19 protein-coding genes are annotated in these 23,869 nt (G+C 72.0%); 14 read left to right on the top strand and 5 right to left on the bottom strand.

All coding sequences use genetic code 11. The features are described from left to right. Window positions 1-42 precede the first annotated feature (42 nt). The 8 genes from MICAU_RS29680 to MICAU_RS29645 all read left to right on the top strand — a co-directional run bounded on the left by MICAU_RS29680 (window position 43) and on the right by MICAU_RS29645 (window position 10,233). Window positions 43-2,955: a DNA polymerase III subunit gamma and tau gene (locus MICAU_RS29680; protein WP_013289052.1), complete on the top strand. Its 2,913-nt coding sequence runs from the start codon at window positions 43-45 to the stop codon at window positions 2,953-2,955. A 108-nt stretch (window positions 2,956-3,063) separates the two neighbouring features. Beyond that, window positions 3,064-3,372 (top strand): YbaB/EbfC family nucleoid-associated protein, encoded by a 309-nt coding sequence (locus MICAU_RS29675; protein WP_013289051.1) that lies wholly within the window; start codon window positions 3,064-3,066, stop codon window positions 3,370-3,372. Window positions 3,373-3,380: 8 nt separating this feature from the next. Further along, window positions 3,381-3,974 carry a recombination mediator RecR gene (gene recR, locus MICAU_RS29670; protein ID WP_013289050.1) on the top strand — a complete coding sequence of 198 codons (594 nt, stop codon included), beginning with the start codon at window positions 3,381-3,383 and terminating at the stop codon, window positions 3,972-3,974. 322 nt (window positions 3,975-4,296) lie between these two features. After that, window positions 4,297-5,958, top strand: coding sequence for an ABC transporter substrate-binding protein (locus tag MICAU_RS29665; protein WP_013289049.1), 1,662 nt, complete (start codon window positions 4,297-4,299; stop codon window positions 5,956-5,958). Window positions 5,959-6,036: 78 nt separating this feature from the next. Next, window positions 6,037-7,041 carry an ABC transporter permease gene (locus tag MICAU_RS29660; protein WP_013289048.1) on the top strand — a complete coding sequence of 335 codons (1,005 nt, stop codon included), beginning with the start codon at window positions 6,037-6,039 and terminating at the stop codon, window positions 7,039-7,041. Then, window positions 7,038-8,006, top strand: a complete 969-nt coding sequence (locus MICAU_RS29655; protein WP_013289047.1) for an ABC transporter permease — start codon at window positions 7,038-7,040, stop codon at window positions 8,004-8,006. Before MICAU_RS29660 ends, MICAU_RS29655 begins: the two co-directional genes overlap by 4 nt. Before the next feature lie 11 nt (window positions 8,007-8,017). Continuing rightward, window positions 8,018-9,133, top strand: a complete 1,116-nt coding sequence (locus MICAU_RS29650) for an ABC transporter ATP-binding protein (protein ID WP_013289046.1) — start codon at window positions 8,018-8,020, stop codon at window positions 9,131-9,133. Next, the gene (locus MICAU_RS29645; RefSeq protein WP_013289045.1) at window positions 9,130-10,233 is read left to right on the top strand and encodes an ABC transporter ATP-binding protein; all 1,104 of its coding nucleotides are present in this window, start codon (window positions 9,130-9,132) and stop codon (window positions 10,231-10,233) included. Before MICAU_RS29650 ends, MICAU_RS29645 begins: the two co-directional genes overlap by 4 nt. Before the next feature lie 55 nt (window positions 10,234-10,288). On the opposite strand, the gene MICAU_RS29640 is transcribed toward MICAU_RS29645, so the two are convergent. Further along, on the bottom strand, window positions 10,289-10,741 hold the full coding sequence (locus MICAU_RS29640) for a hypothetical protein (RefSeq protein ID WP_013289044.1): 453 nt from the start codon (window positions 10,739-10,741) through the stop codon (window positions 10,289-10,291). After that, window positions 10,723-11,382, bottom strand: coding sequence for an HNH endonuclease family protein (locus MICAU_RS29635; RefSeq protein WP_013289043.1), 660 nt, complete (start codon window positions 11,380-11,382; stop codon window positions 10,723-10,725). Before MICAU_RS29635 ends, MICAU_RS29640 begins: the two co-directional genes overlap by 19 nt. Before the next feature lie 108 nt (window positions 11,383-11,490). Between MICAU_RS29635 and MICAU_RS29630 the strand changes: the two genes are divergently transcribed. Next, window positions 11,491-12,936, top strand: coding sequence for an MFS transporter (locus MICAU_RS29630; protein WP_013289042.1), 1,446 nt, complete (start codon window positions 11,491-11,493; stop codon window positions 12,934-12,936). Between the two features lie 121 nt (window positions 12,937-13,057). On the opposite strand, the gene leuA is transcribed toward MICAU_RS29630, so the two are convergent. Beyond that, a complete protein-coding gene (gene leuA / locus MICAU_RS29625; RefSeq protein WP_013289041.1) occupies window positions 13,058-14,803 on the bottom strand; it encodes a 2-isopropylmalate synthase in 1,746 nt (581 codons plus the stop codon). A 270-nt stretch (window positions 14,804-15,073) separates the two neighbouring features. Then, a complete protein-coding gene (locus MICAU_RS29620; protein ID WP_225319527.1) occupies window positions 15,074-15,838 on the bottom strand; it encodes a hypothetical protein in 765 nt (254 codons plus the stop codon). Between the two features lie 238 nt (window positions 15,839-16,076). Between MICAU_RS29620 and MICAU_RS29615 the strand changes: the two genes are divergently transcribed. Together MICAU_RS29615 and MICAU_RS29610 are read left to right on the top strand one after the other, a co-directional pair. Beyond that, entirely contained in the window at window positions 16,077-17,342 is a 1,266-nt protein-coding gene (locus MICAU_RS29615) for an aspartate kinase (protein ID WP_013289039.1), read from the top strand. 6 nt (window positions 17,343-17,348) lie between these two features. Then, window positions 17,349-18,410: an aspartate-semialdehyde dehydrogenase gene (locus tag MICAU_RS29610; RefSeq protein WP_013289038.1), complete on the top strand. Its 1,062-nt coding sequence runs from the start codon at window positions 17,349-17,351 to the stop codon at window positions 18,408-18,410. 155 nt (window positions 18,411-18,565) lie between these two features. Here MICAU_RS29610 and MICAU_RS29605 read toward each other — a convergent pair whose 3' ends face one another. Then, window positions 18,566-20,023 (bottom strand): sensor domain-containing diguanylate cyclase, encoded by a 1,458-nt coding sequence (locus MICAU_RS29605; protein WP_013289037.1) that lies wholly within the window; start codon window positions 20,021-20,023, stop codon window positions 18,566-18,568. 178 nt (window positions 20,024-20,201) lie between these two features. On the opposite strand from MICAU_RS29605, the gene MICAU_RS29600 reads away from it, so the two are divergent. From MICAU_RS29600 to MICAU_RS29590, 3 genes are all read left to right on the top strand, one after another. Beyond that, window positions 20,202-20,981, top strand: a complete 780-nt coding sequence (locus MICAU_RS29600; RefSeq protein ID WP_013289036.1) for a phosphodiesterase — start codon at window positions 20,202-20,204, stop codon at window positions 20,979-20,981. Between the two features lie 12 nt (window positions 20,982-20,993). Then, entirely contained in the window at window positions 20,994-21,686 is a 693-nt protein-coding gene (locus tag MICAU_RS29595; RefSeq protein ID WP_013289035.1) for a hypothetical protein, read from the top strand. A 401-nt stretch (window positions 21,687-22,087) separates the two neighbouring features. Further along, window positions 22,088-23,830: a bifunctional metallophosphatase/5'-nucleotidase gene (locus MICAU_RS29590; protein WP_013289034.1), complete on the top strand. Its 1,743-nt coding sequence runs from the start codon at window positions 22,088-22,090 to the stop codon at window positions 23,828-23,830. Window positions 23,831-23,869: the final 39 nt, after the last annotated feature.

The following is a 23,869-nucleotide window of genomic DNA, read 5'->3' as shown; positions in this document are numbered from 1 at the left end:
CCGACCGGCGCAGAATGGCTCGGTCGAGAGGAGGCGGGACGGGTGGCACTGGCCCTTTACCGCAAGTACCGGCCGCGGACGTTTGCCGAGATGATCGGCCAGGAGCAGGTCACCGAGCCGCTGTCGCAGGCGCTGCGCAGCGGGCGGCTCAACCACGCCTACCTCTTCTCCGGTCCGCGGGGCTGCGGCAAGACCTCCAGCGCCCGGATCCTGGCCCGCTCCCTCAACTGCGAGCAGGGCCCCACCCCCGAGCCGTGCGGGCAGTGTGACTCGTGCCGCGGGCTGGCTCCCGACGGCGGCGGCTCGATCGACGTCATCGAGATCGACGCGGCCAGCCACGGTGGTGTCGACGACGCCCGTGAGCTGCGCGAGAAGGCGTTCTTTGCCCCGGCCCGCAGCCGCTTCAAGATCTACATCATCGACGAGGCGCACATGGTCTCGTCGGCCGGCTTCAACGCGCTGCTCAAGCTGGTCGAGGAGCCCCCTGAGTACGTCAAGTTCATCTTCGCCACCACCGAACCGGAGAAGGTCCTCGGCACGATCAAGTCGCGGACCCACCACTACCCGTTCCGGCTGTTCCCGCCGAAGGTGGTCCGCCCCTACCTCGAACAGCTCTGCGAGGCGGAGGGCGTCAAGGTCGAGCCGGCGGTCTTCCCGCTGGTGGTGCGTGCCGGCGGGGGCAGCATGCGCGACAGCCTCTCCGTGCTCGACCAGCTCATCGCGGGCGCCGGCCCGGAGGGCGTCGGCTACGCCCGGGCCGCCGCGCTGCTCGGTGTCACCGACGCCGCGCTGATCGACGAGATGTGCGACGCGCTCGCCGCCGGTGACGGTGCCGCCGCGTACGCCACCGTCGACCGGGTCGCCGAGGCCGGGCACGACTCACGCCGCTTCGCCTCCGACCTGCTGGAACGCCTCCGCGACCTGATCGTCCTGCAGCAGGTGCCTGATGCCGCGGCCAGGGGCCTCATCGACGGCCCGGCCGACCAGATCGAGCGGATGGCCGCCCAGGCGCAGCGCCTCGGCCCGGCGACGCTGTCGCGCTGCGCCGACATCGTGCACAACGGCCTGGTCGAGATGCGCGGCACCACGGCGCCCCGGCTGCTGCTGGAACTGATCTGCGCGCGCATGCTCCTGCCCGGCGCGGACGACTCGTCCGGCGGCCTGCTCCAGCGCCTGGAGCGGATGGAGCGCCGGCTGACGCTCGGGGGCGCCGAGCTGCCGCCGGCCGCCGCCGACCCCGCGCACCCCACCCAGACCCAGGGGGTACGCCCGGCGGCTCCCGCCCCGGGCGCGGCTGCCGCCGCGGTCCACGCGGATTCCGCCGGCACGCCGGCGGCTGCCGGTGCCCCGACCGGCGCCGCCGCCGCACGTGCCGCTGCCGCCGCTGCGGTGGGCGCCCGGAACGCCGCACCCGGTTCCCGTCCGGCTCCCGCCGGGACGGAGCCGGCAGGCGACCCGGAGGCTGCTTCCCCCGCCCCGGCCGCTCCCGAGCGAGCCGCCGTCGATCCGGCCGCTTCCGGCTCGCCCGCTGCCGCCTCTGATGCTCCCGCCGCTGCCCGACGTCCGGTACCGCCGTCCGCTGTGATGCCCGACCCGGCCACGCCCGAGCCGCCCCGCCCCGGCGCGGCGAATCCCGGCGCGCTCGACGCGGTCGCGGTGCGCCGCGTGTGGCCCGAGGTGGTCGGCAAGGTCAACCGCAGCAACAAGCGGATCGCCGCGCTGATGCGGGACGCGGTGGTACGCGACCTGGACGGCGACACGCTCGTGCTGACCGTGAAGTCGACGGTGCTGGCGAAGATGATGGCCGACCACGCCGCAGTGCTGACCGACGCGCTCTACGAGGAACTGGGCGGTCGCTGGCAGATCCGCTGCGAGGTGGCGGGCGAGCGTGGCGCGTCCTCGCTCGGCGGCCCGTCCCGTCCGTCCGGTGCGAGCCGCGCGCAGGCCGACGCCGCACCGGGCCGCAACGCGCCCGAGAGCGCCCCGGCCCGCCCGGCGGCCGCCCCGTCCGGCCCGGCGTCCGACACCGGGTCCGGTCGCCCGGATTCCGTGGCGGTAGGTACTGCTCAGGGCCGCCCGGACGCCGACGCGGCCGATGCGGGACCGAGCCGTCCGGGCTACGACTCCGGACTCAACCGTCCCGGCTCCGACGCGGGACCGGGCCGCCCGGGTTCGGCCCACGCCGGGCCAGGCCGTCCTGACTCCGGTGTCGCCGGACGTCCGGCAACCGACGCCGTCGGCGGCGCCCCGGGACAGCCGGTGTCCGGCTCGGGCAGCGCCACGGGCAGCCGAGCCACTGGCAACCCGGCCACTGGTAGCCAGGCCGGGGGACCGGCGGGCCGGGCAGGCGCGGGTTCGCCCGACGCCTCGCACCGTTCGACGGCGACCCCTGCGGCAGACCAGACCGAGGAGGACTGGCCGGAGCCGGCCCGACCCGGTGGCACGGCCTCGGCCACCGGCACCGCCTCGGCGGCGAGCGGCGGCGACGGGGAGGACTGGCCGGCTGCGGCCCGTCCGGGCGGGGGCACGGCTACCGCTACCGCGCCTGTCGTCGTACCCAAGCCTGCGGCACCCGCGGCGGCGCCGGCGCCTGCCGCTGCGGCGAGGCCGGCGGGGGCGAAGAACAGCGCGATCGCGGCGGCGCGTGCGGCCGCGGCGGCTGCTGCTGCGGGCGGTGGTCCCGGCAAGGGGCCGCGCGCGGCGCAGCCGGCGCGGAAGACGGCCGATGCCGAGTGGGCGGGCGAGCCGCCCTACGACCCGGACTTCGACGGCCCGGTGCGAGGTGGGGGCGCGCCTGCGGCGGCACCCGCCTACGAGGGATTCGACCCGGGCGACGAGCCGCTGGACGACGTGATCGACGAGCGGACCGCCCGGCAGTCGAGCGAGGAGCAGGCGGTGCAGCTGCTGCGCGAGACGTTCGGCGCGGAGAAGATCGACGAGGTGGACGCGCGCTGAGCGCGCGCCGACCGCGATTCAGCGGTGCCGTGGCCCGACTAGGCTGGGCGCGGCCGAGCAGACGAGTGGAAGAAGGAGCGGTCCGTGCGCCCAGGTGGACAGCCGAACATGCAGCAGATGCTGAAGCAGGCGCAGAAGATGCAGCAGCAGATCGCCAAGGCCCAGGCCGAGCTGGCCGAGGCGGAGCTGACCGGCACCGCCGGCGGGGGCCTGGTCACCGCGACGGTCGCCGGTACCGGTGAGCTGAAGGCGATCAAGATCGACCCGAAGGCGGTCGACCCGGAGGACGTCGAGACGCTGGAGGACCTGGTGGTCGCGGCCGTGCACAACGCCGCCGAGGCGGCCCGCGAGCTGACCGAGAAGAAGATGGGCCCGGTCGCGGGCGGCATGGGCGGCCTCGGCCTGTCCGGGTTCTGAGCCGGCAGATGTACGAGGGTGCCATCCAGGATCTGATCGACGAGCTGGGCCGGTTGCCGGGCGTGGGCCCGAAGAGCGCCCAGCGGATCGCGTTCCACGTGCTGTCGGCGGATCCGGCCGACGTCAACCGGCTGGCCGGCGCGCTGCGCAAGGTCAAGGACCTGGTCCGGTTCTGCACGACCTGCTACAACGTGGCGGAGTCGGAGCAGTGCCGGATCTGCCGCGACCCACGGCGTACCGACGAGGTGCTCTGTGTGGTCGAGGAGCCGAAGGACGTGGTGGCGATCGAGCGGACCGGCGAGTTCCGCGGGCGCTACCACGTGCTCGGCGGTGCGATCAATCCGCTGGAGGGCATCGGCCCGGACAACCTGCGGATCCGTGAGCTGATGACCCGCCTCGGCGGCGGCGAGGTCCGCGAGCTGATCCTCGCCACCGACCCGAACACCGAGGGCGAGGCAACCGCCACCTATCTGGCGCTGATGGTCAAGCCGATGGGGATCGCGGTGACCCGGCTCGCGAGTGGACTGCCGGTCGGCGGCGACCTGGAGTACGCCGACGAGATCACGCTGGGCCGGGCCTTCGAGGGCCGACGGGCCGTCTGAATCCGGTCGTGCCGCCTCCGGCGGGTGCCCTGCGGGGTGCCCGCCGGACGTGTCTCCGGGCCGGAACGGGATGCTCGTCGATCTAACAGGAACGTGCGTCCGGGACCGGATCGACGTAATAAATTCGGCCTTCTAGCCGACGAAACATCGGAAGCGCAAGGGATTCTCCTTCGATTCGTATGCCTCGTTGCGGAACAGACACGATTCGATACCAACCCGCCCCCCGCCCGTTTCCGCGCCGTCCACCCGAGGGCTAAGGTCTGCGCACATCGGTGACCCTGTCACCACGTTGTCCGTACCCCCAAGGACGAGGTGAAGCACCATGCGTGCATCCAGGCCGAAGGTCGCAATCGCGGCCATCGCGGTCGCGGCCCTCGCGGTTGCAGGCTGCGCCGAGAGCGACCGTGAGAGTGGCTCCGGAGATAGCAAGAAGGACACCCTCGTCTTCGGCGTCGCCGGAGACCCGAAGGTGCTCGACCCCAGCTTCGCCAGCGACGGTGAGTCGCTGCGCGTGGCGCGCCAGGTCTTCGAGACCCTGGTCCGTCCGGAGGAGGGCGGCACCAAGGTGACGCCGGGCCTCGCCGAGTCCTGGACGCCGGATGCGGCGGGCACGACCTGGACGTTCAAGCTCCGCTCGGGCGTCAAGTTCCACGACGGCACCGACTTCAACGCCGAGGCCGTCTGCGCCAACTTCGACCGCTGGTACAACGCCAAGGGCCTCATGCAGAGCCCGGACGTGACCGCGTACTGGCAGGACGTCATGGGCGGGTTCGCCAAGAACGAGAACCCGGACCTGCCGCCGAGCCTCTTCAAGTCCTGCACCGCCAAGGACGCCACCACTGTGGACCTGGCGTTCACCCGGGTCTCCAGCAAGATCCCGGCCGCGCTCATGCTGCCGTCGTTCTCGATCCAGAGCCCCAAGGCGATGGAGCAGTACGACGCCAGCAACGTGACCGGCACGGCCGAGGACATCAAGTACCCGGCGTACGCGATGGAGCACCCGACCGGCACCGGCCCGTTCAAGTTCAAGGCGTGGGACATCGCGAACAAGTCGCTCACCATCGAGCGCAACGACGACTACTACGGCGACAAGGCCAAGCTGAAGACCATCATCTTCAAGACGATCTCGGACGAGAACGCCCGCAAGCAGGCGCTCCGCTCGGGTGACATCCAGGGCTACGACCTGGTCGGCCCGGCGGACGTGGAGCCGCTGAAGAAGGAGGGCTTCAACGTCCTCACCCGGCCCGCCTTCAACATCCTCTACCTGGCGATCAACCAGAAGGGGAACCCTAAGCTGGCCGACCTGAAGGTCCGGCAGGCCATCGCGCACGCGCTGAACCGGCAGGCCCTGGTCGACTCGAAGCTGCCCCCGGGCGCCAAGGTCGCGATGAACTTCTTCCCGGACACCGTCGAGGGCTGGAACGGCGACGTCACCAAGTACGACTACAACCCGGAGAAGGCCAAGCAGCTGCTGGCCGAGGCCGGGGCGTCGAACCTGACGCTGAAGTTCCACTACCCGACCGAGGTCACCCGGCCGTACATGCCGAACCCGAAGGACATCTTCGAGCTGCTCTCGGCGGACCTCAAGGCGGTCGGCATCAACGTCCAGGCCATTCCGCTGAAGTGGAGCCCGGACTACCTCAACGCCACCACCTCCGGCAACAAGCACGACCTGCACTTCCTCGGCTGGACCGGTGACTACGGCGACGCGTACAACTTCATCGGCACCTTCTTCGACCGCCCGAAGGACGAGTGGGGCTTCAACAACCCCCAGCTCTTCGCGCAGTTCAAGGACGCCGACACCACCGCTGACGCGGCGGCCCGTACGGAGAAGTACAAGGCACTGAACAAGACGATCATGGACTTCCTGCCGGGCGTGCCGATCTCGCACTCCCCGCCGGCGATCGTGTTCGGCAAGGACGTGACCGGGATCAAGGCGAGCCCGCTCACCGACGAGCGGTACGCGACCGCAGAGTTCAAGTGATCTGAAGGCACCGTACGCGGGCGGGCGCTGTGACCACAGCGCCCGCCCGCACCCCTCCGCACACCCTCCGAGGCGCCCGTGTTCCGGTTCATCATCAGACGCCTGCTACAGCTGATACCCACGCTGTTCGGGCTCTCCGTCCTGCTGTTCATCTGGCTCCACCGACTTCCCGGCGGGCCCGAGACCGCGATCCTCGGAGAACGGGGCACGCCCGAGACGCGCGCCGCCATCCGGCGCAACCTCGGCCTCGACGAGCCGATCCTGGTCCAGTACGCCCGCTTCCTGCGGCGGATGATCCGGCTCGACCTGGGCACCTCGACCGGTACGAAGCGGGCCGTCACCACGGAGTTCGTGGAGCGGTTCCCCGGCACCGTCGAGCTGACCGTGATGGCCATGATCCTCGCGGTCGGCATCGGCATCCCGCTCGGCTACCTGGCCGCCCGCCGTCGGGGCCGGTTCCTCGACCACGCCTCGGTAGGCGGATCGCTCATCGGCATCTGCATCCCGGTCTTCTTCCTGGCGTACGTGCTCAAGGCGATCTTCGCGGAGAACTTGGGCTGGTTCCCCTCCAGCGGCCGGCAGGACCCGACCATCGGGGCGACCCGGGTCACCAACTTCTTCGTCCTCGACGGGCTCATGACCCGCGAGTGGGACGCCGCCGCCGACGCGCTCTGGCACCTCGTGCTGCCGGGCATCGCGCTCGCCAGCATCCCGCTCGCGATCATCGTCCGGATCACCCGGGCCAGCGTGCTGGAGGTGCTCAACGAGGACTTCGTCCGGACCGCCGAGGCCAAGGGCCTGACCGAGCGGACCGTACGCCGCCGGCACGTGCTGCGTAACGCCATGCTGCCGGTGGCCACCTCGATCGGCCTGCAGACCGGTCTCCTGCTCTCCGGCGCGGTGCTCACCGAGACCGTGTTCGCGTTCAGCGGCATCGGCGCGTTCGTCGCCGAGTCGATCAGCCAACGCGACTACCCGGTGCTGATGGGCTTCATCATGATCATTGCGGTGGTGTACGTGCTGGTGAATCTCCTGGTCGACCTCTCCTACAGCGTGATCGACCCGAGGGTGAGGGTGCGATGACCATCACCACTGGCAAGAAGCGCGAGAAGATCGACCGGCTCGCCGAGCTGGCCGCCCGCGACGACGAGCAGGGGGTGAGCCTCTGGAAGGAGGCGTTCCGCCGGCTGCGGCGCAACCCGGCGGCCGTCATCGGCGTCATCATCCTGGCGGTCTTCGTCCTGGTCGCCGTCATCGGGCCGTTCCTCGTCCCGTACAGCCCGACGGACTCCATCGGCATCCGCGAAGGACTGGTCAAGTCCGGCCAGGGCATCATCCCCGGCGTCTCCGCCGACCACTGGCTCGGCTTCGACCACCAGGGCCGGGACGAGTTCAGCCGGCTCATCGTCGGCGCCCGGCAGACGCTGCTCGTCGGCGTGGTCTCCACCCTGATCGGCCTCGCGGTCGGCGCGCTGATCGGCGGCGTCGCCGGTGCCGCGGCCGGGCTCGGCGGGCGCTGGGGCCGCTGGATCGACACCACCCTGATGCGCTTCATCGACATGCTGCTGGCCATGCCGAGCCTGCTGCTCGCGGTGAGCATCGCGGCGCTGCTCGGCGCCAGCCTCACCACCGTGATGATCGCCGTCGGTGTGGTGTCCGTGCCGATCTTCGCCCGGCTGCTGCGCGGCTCGATGATCGCGCAGGCCAACAGCGACTACGTGCTGGCCGCGACGTCGCTCGGCGTGAAGCGCTCCAGGATCGCTCTCACCCACGTGGTGCCGAACTCGATCGCCCCGGTCATCGTGCAGGCCACGCTGACGCTGGCCACCGCGATCATCGAGGCGGCCGCGCTGTCCTTCCTCGGTCTCGGCAACCCCGACTCGGCCATCCCGGAGTGGGGCGTCATGCTCGCCGACGCGCAGCCGTACCTGGGCATCCGGCCCGGCCTGGCGATCTATCCGGCGCTCGGCATCATCATCACCGCGCTCGGGTTCACCCTGCTCGGTGAGGCGATGCGCGAGGCCCTCGATCCAAAGCTGCGGAAGTAGGTCAGTCAGTCATGGCACTGCTCGAAGTGGACGACCTCTCCGTCACGTTCGCCCGTCGTGGGCAGCGCACCGTGCACGCGGTGGACGGGGTGTCCTTCTCGGTCGACGCCGGCGAGGTGGTCGGCCTGGTCGGCGAGTCCGGCTGCGGCAAGAGCGTCACGTCGCTGGCCATCATGGGCCTGCTGCCCAAGCAGCCGGGCCTGCGCGTGGGCGGCAAGGCGGTCTTCGACGGCACCGACCTGCTCCAGCTCGACGACCGGTCCCGCCGCGACATCCGCGGCCGGGACGTGGCGATGATCTTCCAGGACCCGCTGTCCTCGCTGAACCCGGTCATCCCGATCGGGCTCCAGGTGACCGAGGTGCTGGCCCGGCACCGGGGCATGAAGGGCGAGGCGGCCACCAAGGAGGCGGCCGCCCTGCTCGACCGGGTGGGCATCCCGGACCCGCGGCGGCGGCTCAAGGAGTACCCGCACCAGCTCTCCGGCGGCATGCGGCAGCGGGCGCTGATCGCCATGGCTGTCGCCTGCCAGCCCCGGCTGCTGATCGCCGACGAGCCGACCACCGCGCTCGACGTCACCATCCAGGCGCAGATTCTGGAGCTACTCAAGGACCTGGTCCGGGACTCCGGCACCGCACTGGTGATGATCACTCACGACCTCGGCGTGGTGGCCGGCATGTGCGACACCATCAACGTGCTCTACGCCGGCCGGGTGGTGGAGACGGCCACCCGTCGTCCGCTGTTCCGCCAGCCCCGGCACCCGTACACCGAGGGGTTGCTCGGTTCGGTGCCGCGCCTGGACGCCGGCCGCGGCGAACGGCTGAACCCCATCCCCGGCTCGGTGCGCGACGTGCTGCCCTGGCCGGACGGCTGCGCGTTCGCCCCGCGCTGCGCCCGCCGCGTCGACGCGTGTGTGGGCGAGCCGCCGGAGCTGGTGCTGACCCACGACGCGCGCAGCTACCGCTGCGTCAACCCGGTGCCGGTCCCCGGCCTGACCCCGGAGGCGGACGCGCGCACGACCGCGCCGACGACCGCCGAACCGGGTTCGGTGCCGGCCCAGGCCGAGCCGGCCGACCCGCCCGCCGTGCCCGGCTTCGGACCGGCTCCGCGCGAGGAGGAGACCCCATGAGCGACAACGACATCCTCGTCGAGGTCCGCGATCTGAAGGTGCACTTCCCGATCCGCCGGGGCGTGATCTTCGACCGCACGGTCGGGCACGTCAAGGCGGTCGACGGGGTCGACCTGAGCATCCCGCGCGGCAAGACGTACGGGCTGGTGGGCGAGTCGGGCTGCGGCAAGTCCACGCTCGGCCGGGCGCTGCTCCAGCTCAACCCGCCGACCAGCGGCGAGGTGAAGTTCGACGGCGTCGAGCTGACCACGCTCCCCGCCGGCAAACTGCGCGCGATGCGCCGCCGGATGCAGATGATCTTCCAGGACCCGATGTCCAGCCTGGACCCCCGGCAGAACGTCGAGTCGATCCTGACCGAGGGCCTCCAGACCCACGGCATCGGCGCGAACCGGGACGACCGTCGGCGGATCATCGGCGAGACGCTCGACGCGGTCGGCCTGCCGAAGTGGGCGCTGTCCCGCTACCCGCACGAGTTCTCCGGCGGCCAGCGCCAGCGCATCGGCATCGCCCGCGCGCTGGTCCTCGGCCCGGAGCTGATCGTCGCCGATGAGCCGGTCTCCGCGCTGGACGTCTCGATCCAGGCGCAGGTGGTGAACCTGCTCGACGAACTCCAGGACAGCCTCGGCCTGACCTACCTGGTCATCGCGCACGACCTGGCCGTGGTGCGGCACATCTCCGACATCGTCGGCGTGATGTACCTGGGCGCGCTGGTGGAGGAGGCGCCGAGCGACCGGCTCTACACCGAGCCGCTGCACCCGTACACCCGGGCGCTGATGTCGGCGGTGCCGGTGCCGGACCCGGACGTGGAGGACCGGCGCGAGCGCATCCTCCTCGCCGGCGACCTGCCGTCGCCCGCGAACCCGCCGTCGGGCTGCCGGTTCCACACCCGCTGCCCGTGGGCGCAGCCGACCCGCTGCGCCGACGAGCGGCCGGAGCTGCGCCAGATCGGCGCCAGCCGGGTGGCCTGCCACTGGGCCGAGAAGATCGCCGCCGGTGAGCTGCGCCCGCACGAGGTGACCGCGAAGATCACCCGGCCGGAGGGTGAGGGCGAGGAGCCGGGCGTGGTCTCCGCGCCCAGCGAGCCCGGATCGTACGTCTGACACGACGAAGCGCGCCCCCCACCCGGGCCGGGTGGGGGCGCGCCTTGTCGGTCGGTCAGCCCTCGGGGCGGTTGAGCAGGCCCACCGCGATCGTGTGCACGGCGTCGAGCGCGGCCGGGTCGGCCAGTGGCGCGGAACCGCCGGTGACCGCGTACCACTCGTCGGCGTCCTTGTACTGCACCCGCAGCGTCACCCGGCCGTCGGCGTGCTCGGTGCGCAGCGTCAACTCGCCGGTCACCACGCCCACCTCGTCGGTCATGACCCCGCCCGGACCTGCGGTGATGTCCGAGGTGCGGTCCGCCGGTCCGCCCGGTGCGCCCCCGGCCGGTGCGCCCGGCACCGCGTCGGCGGTCATGCCCGCCCCGGCGACGTCCGCGGACGCCGGCTGCCGGCCGTCCGCCGTCATCCCGGCCGAGGCCGGACCCGCCGGTGCCGACTCCGGGGCCGGTGCGGCGTCTGCCTCCGGCGCCGGTGTGGCGTCCGGCCCGGTCACGGTTTGCTCGCCCATGTGCAGCCCTCCAGCATGTCGGTGAGAGCGGCCTTCTCGGCACTTGTCACAGTCAGCCGCCAGTAGTGCTTGACCGTCACCCAGTCCGCCGCGTACTGACACCAGGACGACCGGTTCGGCGGCTTCCACTGGGACGGATCCTGGTCACCCTTTGCCCGGTTGGACCGCGCCGAAACCGCGATGAGCTGCGGCCGCGTCAGGTCGTTGGCGAAGTCGCCGCGCTTCGAGTCGTCCCACTCGTCCGCGCCCGAACGCCACGCGGCGGCCAGCGGCACGGTGTGGTCGATGTCCACGTCCGACGGATCGTTGAGCACCACCCCGTCGTAGACGCTCTCCCACCGCCCGCCCACCACGTTGCAGCCGGACAGCTTGATGCCCTCGCCGTCGCGTTGCAGCACGCTGTCGCGGACGTCGCAGTTCTTGCCGGTATCCCGCCAGTGCGGGAAGCGGGAGCGGCTGTAGCCCTTCATCGACCCGGCGGTGGCCACTGTCAGCTCACCGAGCTGCTTGTTGACGTTCCCGGTGGCACTGGGCGGCGCCTCCGGCTCGGTGACCGACACGTCGCAGCCGGCCACGCCGAGGGCGAGCACCGCGCTCAGCGCGGCCGCCAGCCCGGCTCGGGCTCCTGATCTCGTACGCACAGACGACACCTCTCCAGCTTGCGTGCTCCGGGCGAGTCCGCACAGTACCCGGCGGCGGTTTCCGCGATTCGTGGCGTCGACGGTGGGCGGCGGGCAGAGTGGTGAGACGTGACCGCACCCGCTCCCGCGCTGCGTACCGGCTCCGCCGCCGGACGCGGCACGCTGCTCGCCGCGATCCTCGCCTCCGGCATGGTGTTCCTGGACAGCACTGTCGTCAACGTCGCGCTGCCGCGGCTCGGCGCCGAACTGGACGCCACAGTCGCCGGTCTCCAGTGGACCGTGAACGGCTACCTGCTCATGCTCGCCGCGTTCGTGCTGCTCGGCGGCGCGCTCGGGGACCGGTTCGGCAGGCGGCGCGTCTTCCTGCTCGGCGTGGTCTGGTTCGCTGTGGCGTCGGTGCTCTGCGGGCTGGCCCAGGACACCGGCTGGCTCGTCGCCGCCCGGTTCCTCCAGGGCGCCGGCGGGGCGCTGCTCACCCCCGGGTCGCTGTCCGTGCTCCAGGCCAGCTTCCACCCGGACGACCGGGGCCGGGCCATCGGCACCTGGTCCGGGCTGTCCGGTGTGTCCACCGCGCTCGGTCCACTGCTCGGCGGCTGGCTGATCGACACGCTCTCCTGGCGGTGGATCTTCTTCGTCAACCTGCCGCTGGCCGTCGGCGTGGTGCTCGCCGCGCTGCGCTGGGTGCCGGAGAGCCGGGACGAGGAGGTCTCGCGTACCGGGGGCGGGCGGCGGCGGTTCGACGTGGCGGGCGCGCTGCTCGGCGCGCTCGCGCTCGGCGGTGTCACGTACGCGCTCATCGACGCCCCGGCGCGCGGCCTGGACTCCCCGGCGGTGCTGGTCGCGGCGGTGCTCGGGGTGGTCGCCGTGGTGGTCTTCGTGCTGGTCGAGCGGCGGCGCGGCGACACCGCGATGCTGCCCACCGGGCTGTTCTCCAGCCGGCTGTTCTCCGTGCTGAACGTCTTCACAGTCGTCGTGTACGCGGCGCTCGGCGGGTTCACCTTCTTCCTCGCCGTCTACCTGCAGAACGTGGTCGGCTGGTCGGCGCTGCTCACCGGCCTGGCCACCGTGCCGATGACTGTGCTGCTGCTGGTCGGCTCGCCGCGCGCGGGCGCGCTGTCGGCCCGCATCGGCCCCCGGCTGCCGCTCACCGTCGGCCCGGTGATCGCCGCCGTGGGTCTGCTGCTGTTGCGGCGGGTCGGGCCGGGTGCGTCGTACTGGGTGGACGTGCTGCCGGGCGTGGCGCTGTTCGGCGCCGGGCTCACGCTCGTGGTGGCGCCGCTGACCACATCTGTGCTCGGCGCCGTCTCGGACCGGTTCGCCGGGGTGGCGAGCGGCTTCAACAACGCCGCGTCCCGGGCCGGTGGTCTGCTCGCGGTGGCCGCGTTGCCGCTGCTGGTGGGGCTGTCGGGCACCGGGTACGAGCAGAAGGGCGCGCTTGCCGACGCGTACCGGGGGGCGCTGGCGTGGTGCGCGGGGCTGCTGCTGGCCGGCGCGGTGCTCGCCGCCGTGCTGATCCACCGCCCCCGGCGGGGGGAAGGAAGGGCCCCTTCTTAACGCCTCCGGTAGAGGAAGGGCCCCTTGTTAACACTCGGGCCATTCGGGCGCGGGCGTTAAGAAGGGCCCCCTCCTATGCAGAATGCGTTAAGAAGGGGCCCTTCCTTACACCTCAAGCACCTCAGGCGCGGGTGCGGTTCACCGCGCTCGTGACCGCCTTGATCGAGGCGGTGACGATGTTCGCGTCCACCCCGACGCCCCAGACGGTGCGGCCGTCCACCTCGCACTCCACGTACGCGGCGGCCTGCGCGTCCCCACCGGAGGACAGCGCGTGCTCGTGGTAGTCGAGCACGCGTACCGCCACGCCCAGGGACTGCAACGCGTTGACGTACGCGTCGATCGGGCCGTTGCCGACAGCGGTGAGCTGGCGGGTCTCGCCGCCGAAGCCGACGCGGGCGTCGATCTCGACCTTGCCGTCGACGGTGCCGATCGTGTACTCGGCCAGCTTCACGGCCGGGTCGACCTGGTGGTCGACCAGGTAGTTGCGGGCGAAGATCTCCCACATCGCGCCCGGCTCGACCTCGCCGCCGTCGTGGTCGGTGACCTGCTGCACCACACCGGAGAACTCGATCTGGAGGCGGCGCGGCAGGTCGAGCTGGTGCTCGGTCTTCATGATGTACGCGACGCCGCCCTTGCCGGACTGCGAGTTGACCCGGATGACCGCCTCGTAGGTGCGGCCCAGGTCCTTCGGGTCGATCGGCAGGTAGGGCACCGCCCAGGTGAAGTCGTCCACGGGCACCCCGGCCGCCGCCGCGTCGGCGTTCAGCGCGGCGAAGCCCTTGTTGATCGCGTCCTGGTGCGAGCCGGAGAACGCGGTGTAGACCAGGTCGCCCGCGTACGGGTGGCGCTCGTGCACCGGCAGCTGGTTGCAGTACTCGACCGCGCGCTTGACCTCGTCGATGTTCGAGAAGTCGATCATCGGGTCGATGCCCTGGGAGAACATGTTCAGGCCCAGCGTCACCAGGTCGACGTTGCCGGTGCGCTCGCCGTTGCCGAACAGGCAGCCCTCGATCCGGTCGGCGCCGGCCAGCAGGCCCAGCTCGGCGGCGGCCACGCCGGTGCCCCGGTCGTTGTGCGGGTGCAGGCTCAGCACCAGGCTGTCCCGCCGGGGCAGGCGCCGGTGCATCCACTCGATCGAGTCGGCGTAGACGTTCGGCATCGCCATCTCGACGGTGGCCGGCAGGTTGATGATCAGCTTGCGGTCCGGCGTCGGGTCGATCACGTCGATCACCGCCGAGCAGACCTCCAGCGCGTACTCCAGCTCGGTGCCCGTGTACGACTCCGGCGAGTACTCGTAGTGGATCTCGGTGTCCGGGGTGTGGATCTCCGCGTACTTCTGGCACAGCCGCGCGCCCTGGGTGGCGATGTCGGTGATGCCGTCGCGGTCCAGGCCGAAGACCACCCGGCGCTGCAGCGTCGAGGTGGAGTTGTAGAAGTGCACGATGGCCCGGTGCGCGCCGCGCAGCGACTCGAAGGTCCGCTCGATCAGGTGCTCCCGGCACTGGGTCAGCACCTGGATGGTGACGTCCTCGGGGATCAGGTCCTGCTCGATCAGCTGCCGTACGAAGTCGTAGTCGGTCTGGCTCGCCGACGGGAAACCGACCTCGATCTCCTTGTAGCCCATCTGCACCAGGAGCTGGAACATCCGCCGCTTGCGCTCGGGCGACATCGGGTCGATCAGGGCCTGGTTGCCGTCGCGGAGGTCGACTGCGCACCAGCGGGGCGCGGCCTCGACGCGGCGGGTGGGCCAGGCGCGGTCCGGCAGGTCGACGCCGAACTCGCTGTCGTACGGAACGTAGCGGTGGACCGGCATCCGGCTGGGGCGCTGGCGGGCGAACGGATCGGTCTCGGTGACAGGTTGAGCCATCTCGGAGTGCTCCCTGGAACATGTGGCGTCAGCAGATCGGAAAGGTGTCGGCGGGCTGCCGGGCGACGGTGCGCGGCGGTGCCGAGAAGAAGATCGGATGTGCTGGACGGCGCGTAGCGACTCCGCGACGAGGTGCCGGCCGGTCAGGCCTCGTCGCGGCAGCCAAGGAGAAGGTACGCGCGCCACATGACAAGGTCACCCTACGTGGTGGGACGTGCAGTGGGAAGGCTCGTCCGGACTATGGGATCAGAGTCACCGGATCGGGGCCGGCTACGGGGTCCCCGGACTCGGGGCGTCCCGTCCCACCGGCTCGCCGTCGGTCACCGCACCGGCCAGCTCGACGGTGCCCGGCGCGGCGCCGGGCTCGCCGGTCAGCGTCAGGGTGCCGAATCCGGCCCGTACCGCCGCCGGTGTGCCGTCCTCCCGGAAGCAGTAGATGCCCACGTCCAGCGGCGCGTTGAGCGATGCCGAGGTGCTGTCGACCGTGTAGCAGGGGCCGGTGGCGCCGGGCAGCGGCTCGGCGGGGGACACCGCGAGCGGCGCGCGCCGGTCGGTGAGCACCTCCAGCCAGTCGGTGAACGGGTGCTGCACCCGGGGGTCGAGCCGGCGCGGCACCGCGTCGTCGGCGTCGCCGAGGCGGACGCAGGTCGCCGCCTGCGCCCAGCCGGCCGAGGGCAGCGCGCACTGGAACAGCCCGTCGGACGTGCCGGCGAGCGAGACGTCCACCGTGCCGGCGTGCCCCCAGCCGGGCACGTCGACCCGCCAGCTGCCGTCGTTGGCGCTGGTCACCGACACCGTGCGGGGCGTGCCCTCGGCGGGCGCGAACGCGTACGTGGCGGTGAGGTGCCGGTCCTGCGCCGCGGCGGCCAGTCCGGCCAGTTCCTCGCGGGCGGCGTCGACCTGCACCGGGACCGGGTCGGCGGTGCCGGTGGGCGCCGCCTCGGGGTGGCCGCCGTCGCAGGCGGCCAGCAGTACCGGCAGGGTGAGCGCGAGCACGCCGGTCAGCCGGCGGGCCGCACGTCGATGAGCGTGCACCGGCTCATTCTGCGTCGTGGGGAGGGTCCAGGTCAGCCCACCGTACGGCTGTACCGCTTGGCGTGTCGCGTACTTCCGGGCTGGTGAGCCGCCCCACGGCGGGGCCGGATGGTGGGATCACCCGACCCGGCCTCGCGGCCCGCCCGATAGGCTGAGGCGGTCTGACACGCGCCGCCGGACCGAGAGAACCGGCGGCGTCGGCACGCTCAGGGTCGTCGCTGGGAGGGAGTGCACCGTCGTGGCACTCGTGGTGCAGAAGTACGGCGGGTCCTCCGTCGCCAACGCCGAGCGGATCAAGCGGGTGGCCGAGCGCATCGTGGCCGCGCGCAAGGCCGGCGACGACGTGGTGGTGGTGGTGTCCGCCATGGGCGACACCACCGACGAGCTGCTCGACCTGGCCAACCAGGTCAGCCCGCTGCCGCCGGGCCGTGAGCTGGACATGCTGCTCACCGCCGGGGAGCGGATCTCCATGGCGCTGCTGGCCATGGCCATCCACAACCTGGGGTACGAGGCACGCTCGTTCACCGGTTCGCAGGCCGGCGTGATCACCACCTCGGTGCACGGCCGGGCCCGGATCATCGACGTGACCCCGGGGCGACTCAAGGGCGCGCTGGACGAGGGCGCGGTGGTCATCGTCGCCGGTTTCCAGGGCGTCTCGCAGGACACCAAGGACGTCACCACGCTCGGGCGGGGCGGTTCGGACACCACTGCCGTGGCGCTCGCCGCCGCGCTGGAGGCGGACGTCTGCGAGATCTACACCGACGTGGACGGCATCTTCACCGCCGACCCGCGCATCGTGCCGAACGCCCGGCACATCAAGCAGATCACGTACGAGGAGATGCTGGAACTGGCCGCCTGCGGCGCGAAGGTGCTGCACCTGCGCAGCGTCGAGTACGCGCGGCGCGCGGGCTTGCCGATCCACGTCCGTTCGTCATACTCGACCAACACCGGCACGATGGTCACCGGATCGATGGAGGACCTTCCTGTGGAACAGGCACTGATCACCGGGGTCGCCCACGACCGCAGCGAAGCGAAGATCACGATCGTCGGCGTGCCCGACGAGCCGGGCGCCGCCGCGTCGATCTTCGACACCGTGGCCGGCGCGGAGATCAACATCGACATGATCGTGCAGAACGTGTCCACCGAGGGCACCGGCCGCACGGACATCTCGTTCACGCTGCCCAAGGCCGACGGCCCGACCGCGATGACCGCGCTCAGCAAGATCCAGGAGTCGGTCAAGTTCAAGGGCCTGCTGTACGACGACCACGTCGGCAAGGTCTCCCTCATCGGCGCAGGCATGCGCTCGCACCCGGGCGTGGCCGCCGGCTTCTTCGCCGCCCTCGGCGCGGCCGGCGTGAACATCGAGATGATCTCCACGTCGGAGATCCGGGTCTCCGTGGTCTGCCGCGACACCGACCTCGACAAGGCGGTCCGCGCCATCCACGACGCCTTCGAGCTGGGTGGTGACACCGAAGCCGTCGTCTACGCCGGCACCGGGCGGTAACGCGCCATGGCGTCGCTGCCCACCCTCGCCGTGGTCGGGGCGACAGGTGCCGTCGGTACGGTGATGTGCCAGATCCTCTCCTCCCGGCGCAACGTGTGGGGCGAGATCCGGCTGCTCGCCTCCGAGCGGTCGGCCGGCCGGCGCGTGCAGTGCCGGGGCGAGGAGCTGACCGTCCAGGCGCTCACCGCCGACGCGCTCGACGGCGTCGACGTGGCGATGTTCGACGTGCCGGACGACGTCTCCGCGGAGTGGGCCCCGGTCGCCGCCGCGCGCGGCGCGGTGGTGGTGGACAACTCCGGCGCGTTCCGGATGGACCGCGACGTCCCGCTGGTGGTCCCCGAGATCAACCCCGAGCAGGTACGCAACCGGCCCAAGGGCATCATCGCCAACGCCAACTGCACCACGCTGGCGATGATCGTGGCGGTCGCGCCGCTGCACCGCGAGTACGGGCTGCGCGAGCTGGTGCTCGCGTCGTACCAGGCGGTCTCCGGGGCGGGCCAGGCCGGCGTGGACGCGCTGCACCTCCAGCTCGGCAAGATCGCCGGCGACCGGGTGCTCGGTTCCCGCGCCGGTGACGTGCGACAGGCAGTCGGCGACGAGCTGGGTCCGTTCCCGGCCCCGCTGGCGCTGAACGTCGTACCGTGGGCGGGCTCGCTCGCCGACGGCGGCTGGTCCTCCGAGGAGATGAAGCTGCGCAACGAGTCGCGCAAGATCCTCGGGCTGCCCGACCTCAAGGTGTCCGCCACCTGCGTACGGGTGCCGGTGGTGACCGGCCACTCGGTCGCCGTGCACGCGGTCTTCGCCACCGAGGTGGATGCCGAGGGCGCCCGTGAGGTGCTGCGCAACGCGCCAGGCGTGATCCTGGTCGACGACCCGGCCGCAGGGGAGTTCCCGATGCCGATCGACGCCGTCGGCACCGACCCCTCGTGGGTGGGCCGAATCCGCCGCGCGGTGGACGACCCCCGCGCTCTGGACCTCTTCGTGACGGGCGACAACCTCCGCAAGGGCGCCGCCCTCAACACGGCCCAGATAGCCGAACTCCTCGCCAAGGACCTGACCCGCCCATAACGCGGCCCACCTCCCGCCGCCCTCCCTCCGCCGCCCCGTCCGGCGTTGATCTTGCACTTTCGGCCCTGCTTGTGGGGCATATGCGGCATTTGCCAGGGCCTAAAGTGCAAGATCGCGGGGGAGAGGGGTGACGGGGGCGGGGCGGACGGAGTGGGTCAGGCGGCGGAGAGGTGGACGCCGTCTCGGCCGTGGCGTTTCACCGCGTACAGAGCCTGGTCGGCTCGGTGCAGGGTGCGTTCGGGAGACTCGCCGGGTCTCGGCAGGGCGATGCCGACGCTGATCGTCCGGCCGGTACGCCGGGCCGCCTCGGTGAGCCGTTCGGCGATCCGTACCGCCTCCTCCGGGCGGCTCACCTCGATCACCGCCACGAACTCGTCGCCGCCGGTCCGGTACAGCTCGTCGCCCTGACGTAGCGCGCCTTCGAGCGCCCGGGCCAGCCCCACCAGGAGCCGGTCACCGGCCTGGTGGCCGTACGTGTCGTTGACGTCCTTGAACCCGTCCACGTCGATCGCCAGCAGCGCGGTACGCCCCGGCGTGGCGGTGGCGATCCGCTGCCCGAACGGGCCGGTGTGCCGCAGCCCGGTGAGCGGGTCCGAGCTGGCCTGCTCGCGGAGCCGGGCGAGCGTACGCAGCCGGTCCAGGCAGGTCCACGCCTGCCCGGCGAGCAGCTCGATCAGGTTGACTGTGGTCGGGTCGGGGCGCAGGCGCTGCTCGTCGGCGACGAGCAGCACGCCACCGGAGGCCGGTGTGCCGACCGGCACCGCCACAAGCGTGCGCGCGCCGGCCCGGGTCAGCGGCAGGTACTCCTCGGTGGGCGGGTGGCCCGCCTCGCCCAGCGTGTACGCCGAGCCGTACCGGTGGGCCCGGTCGATCATGCGGTCGAGCGCGGCCGGTCCGGCCTCGTCCAGCTCGGCCCGGATCCGTGCCTCCAGCTCGCCCGGTGTGGCCGTGGGCGCGCCGAGGCGTGGGCCGCGCCGGCCGGTGAGCACCAGTACGGCGGCGGAGAGCGCTGAGACGTCCCGGGCCGCGGCGAGCGCGGCGGTCATCAGGTCCCAGTCGGTCGGGGCGGCGGTGAACGCGGCGGCGTGCCGGAGCAGCTTCTCGCTGCGGCTCTCGGCCGGCGGCCCGCCGAGCGCGGCGATCCGCCCGCCGAGTCGGTCGGCCACCAGCTCGGCTGTCTCCCGCCAGGCCGCGAGCACGACCGGCTCGCTCCACTGCAGGTCGAGCACCCCGATCGGACGGCCGTCCGGGTCGCGTACCGGCACACAGAGTTCGGCTGTGACGTCCGGGCGGACCTCGAGGTAGTCGGGGTCGGCGCCGACGTCGGGCACGGCGGCGGTGGTCCCGGAGGCGTAGACCCGCCGCACCACCGAGGGTTCGGGCCGGTGGCGGCCCGGCGGGGTGCCGTCGGCGGTCGCCGGCACGTGCGAGAAGACCTGCCAGGCGCCGGTCGCGGCGACGCAGCGCAGACGGTCGTGGACGCGGAGCAGGACGGTGGCGGTCGCCGGGGTGTGCCGGGCGAGCGCGGCGACGGTCCACTGGCACGCCTCCGGGACGGTCGACGCCGTGGGAAGGCGCACCGTGACGTCGCGGAGGACTCGCTCGTGATCCACGTCGTTCCTGCTCGGAGGGGGTCGGGTCGCGATCAAGGGTACTCAGCGCAACCGCCGCCGACCTTCGTACACATGTGCTATCCACAGGCTGTGGACACAGCCTGTGGGCACAAGCGGGCCTGCGCGGGGAGGGTGCGCGGCGATAGCGTGAGGGCCCGGGCACCCGAGGAGGCGGCCGATGCTCATCGCCCAGCTCAGCGACCCGCACGTGACCACCGGCCCGCTCGCGGCCGACCCGGCGTCCGGGTTGCACCGGGCGCTCGGCACGGTGCTCGCCCTGCGTCCGCGGCCCGACTGCGTGGTGATCACCGGCGACCTCACCGCGAACGGCCGGCCGGACGAATACCTCGCCCTGCGCGAGATCGTCGGCGCGTTCCCGCTGCCTGTGCACCTGGTGACCGGCAACCACGACGACCGCGAGTCGCTGCTCGACACGTTCGGCGGCACCCCGTACCTGGCCGGTGGCTTCTCGGCGCACTACCACGTCGACCTGCCGGACGCGACGCTCGTGGTGCTCGACTCGCTCACCCCGGGCAGCCCCGGCGGACGGCTCGGCGACGAGCAGCTCGCCTGGCTGGACGGGGTGCTCGCCGGGCGTACCGACGCGCCCGCCGTCGTGTGCCTGCACCATCCGCCGGTCACCGTGGGCGTGCCGGGCATGGACGCGATGGGCCTCGCCGACGCCGACGCGCTCGCCGCCGTGGTCGGCCGTCACCCCCATGTCGTACGCGTCGCCGCGGGGCACCTGCACCGCCAGGTGACGAGCGCGTTCGCCGGTACGGTGCTGACCACCGCGCCGAGCACCTGGATCCAGGTGAGCCTCAGCATGACCGACGAGGAGGAGCCGGGGTTCGTCGCCGAGCCGACCGCCTTCCTGCTGCACCGCATCGCCGACGGCGGCTGCGTGACGCACACCGTCCAGGTCAGCCACGCCGCCGGGCGCACCTGCTGGTTCTGAACCGCGCCGCCGATGCTCTGGTACGTCGCGTACGGCTCGAACCTGCACGCCGCCCGGCTCGACTGGTACCTGCGTGGCGGGTGTCCACCGGGCGGGCTGCGCACGTACCCCGGCTGCCGGGACCGCCGGCCACCGCGCCGGACGGTTCCGGTGCTGATCCCCGGCGGCGTCTACTTCGCCGGTGAGTCGCGGGCCTGGACCGGCGGCATGGCGTTCTACGACCCGCTGCTGCCCGGCCGGGCAGCAGCGCGCGGCTATCTGGTGACCGTCGAGCAGTTCGCTGACATCGCCGCGCAGGAGATGTACCGGCCGCCCGGTGCCGACCTGGCCGGGATCCTTGCGGCGGTCGAGACCGGGCGGGCGACGCTCGGGCCGGGCCGCTACGAGACGCTGCTGCGCGTCGGCGTCCACGAGGATCTGCCGATGCTCACGTTCACCGCGCCGCATCGGGCGGTGGAGGTGCAGTGGACCCGGCCCGCCCCGGTCTATCTCGGGATGCTGGCGCGCGGGCTGCGCGAGGCGCACGGCTGGGACGCCGCGCGGACGGTCGGCTATCTGGCGGGCCGGCCGGGGGTCGCCGGGCGGTGGACGCGTCCGGCGTTGCGCAGGCTCGTCGTCACCGCCCACAGCGGACCTCGGACCGGCACGCCCGGCAGTGAGTCGAGTTCGGACAGTTCGTTCGATATGCCGGGCCGTCGGACATGAACGACCGTTCGGTCCGCGATGGGTGTCCGGCAGGAGGTGATTCCGGCAAGGACGGTTGCCAGCGCAAGGATTTCCGCGTGACATGAGCGTCGGCGTCGGCTCCCTGTCCCTGGGAGCCGGCGCCTTCGACAGCGGCAGGCATCGACAGCGTGCGCCGCGCGGAATTTCACCTGACCGTCATGTCCGACTCGTCCGGCAGACCGGTACGGGCCGCTCAGGACAACGACGATTCCTGATGCCGCCCCGTTCGACCTGGCGGCCGGTGGATGAGAAGCTACCCCGGCGGGGCGGCGTTCCCCCGAGTACCGCCCTCCGCGATCGACACCTGTCACGGCACGGATCAGGGTCGCCGGGCGAACCATCGCCCGGACGCCACATACCGGCATCTCACGAGGAGTTCCATGTCCGTCACCGGGATGCGACGCCGGGCCGCCGTCGGCCTGGCCGCACTCGCCGCGACCGCGTTCACAGCGGTCGCCGTCACCCCCGACCAGGCCGAGGCCCGCCCGAAGCCGGTCGACGTCCAGTTGCTCGCGATCAACGACTTCCACGGAAACCTGGAGCCGCCGACCGGCTCCAGCGGCACCATCGAGGGCCAGCCGGCCGGTGGCGCGGAATACCTGGCCAGCCACCTGAAGTCGATGCGCGCCGCCGCCAAGCAGCAGGGCAAGGGCACTGTCACGGTCGCCGCGGGTGACCTGATCGGCGCCTCGCCGCTGCTCTCCGCCGCGTTCCACGACGAGCCCACCATCGAGGAGATGAACCTCGCCGGGCTGGAGTTCGCAAGCGTCGGCAACCACGAGTTCGACGAGGGCGCGGCCGAGCTGCTGCGCATGCAGCGCGGCGGCTGCCACCCGGTGGACGGCTGCGCCGACGGCACCCCGTTCGGTGGCGCCAAGTTCAAGTACCTCTCGGCGAACGCCTTCAAGACCTCCACCGGCCTGCCGCTGATGCAGCCGTTCGGCATCAAGATCGTCAAGGGTGTCCCGATCGGCTTCATCGGGATGACCCTGGAGGGCACCCCGAACATCGTCAGCCAGCAGGGCGTCGCCGGCCTGCGGTTCACCGACGAGGCCGACACCGCCAACAAGTACGCCAAGATCCTGCGCCTGCTCGGGGTCAAGAGCATCGTCGTGCTGCTGCACGAGGGCGGCGTGCAGAACGGCGGCGGCATCAACGACTGCACCGGGTTCAGCGGCCCGATCGTCGACATCGCCAACCGGATGGACCCGTCCATCGACGTGATCGTCAGCGGGCACACCCACGCCGCGTACAACTGCAACATCAACGGCAAGCTGGTCACCAGCGCCAGCTCGTTCGGCCGCCTGGTCACCCAGATCGACCTGAAGATCGACCCGCGTACCCGCGACGTGGTCACCGCGTCCGCGAACAACGTGGTGGTCACGCGGGACGTCGAGAAGGACCCGGCCTCGACGGAGCTGATCAACCGGTACAAGACCGCGCTCGGCCCGGTGGCCGACCGGGTGGTGGGCGAGACCACCGCCGCGATCACCAAGACCCAGGAGAACCTGTACCAGACCGGGGTCGACGTCAACGGCAAGCCGACGTACCAGACCGGTGAGTCGCCGCTCGGCAACCTGATCGCCGACGCGCAGCTCGCCGCCACCGACACCGAGCAGAACGCGGTCGCCGCGTTCATGAACCCCGGTGGCGTCCGCGCCGACCTCGACGCCGGCCCGGTCACCTACGCCGAGGCGTTCACCGTGCAGCCGTTCGCCAACAACCTGGTGACGCTGGACCTGACCGGCGCGCAGCTCTACTGCATGCTGGAGCAGCAGTTCACCGTCGCGCGCGTGCTCTACGCGTCCTCGACCGTCAACTACGTCGTGGACGTCAACGGCACCACCGCGCCGGCCGGCACGCCGTGCGCCGGCACCCGGGTGGTCCGGGGCAGCCTCACCATCAACGGCACCCCGGTGACGGACACCGCCACCTACCGGGTCACCGTGAACAACTTCCTCGCCGGTGGCGGCGACGGCTTCAGCGTCCTGACCGGTGGCACCAACGCGGTGACCGGCCAGATCGACCTGGACGCCTTCACCGCGTACCTGACCGAGAAGTCGCCGGTCTCCCCGCCGGCGCTGGACCGGATCCGCACGACCACCGAGGTCGCCGCCGGCTGACGGCCGACCGCACCGCGGACGGGCCCCGGAGCGCTCAGC

This window comes from Micromonospora aurantiaca ATCC 27029 (assembly GCF_000145235.1).
GTDB lineage: Bacteria > Actinomycetota > Actinomycetes > Mycobacteriales > Micromonosporaceae > Micromonospora > Micromonospora aurantiaca.
The sequence above is the reverse complement of the archived record's forward strand: the minus strand, read 5'-3'. Positions and strand labels throughout refer to the sequence as shown.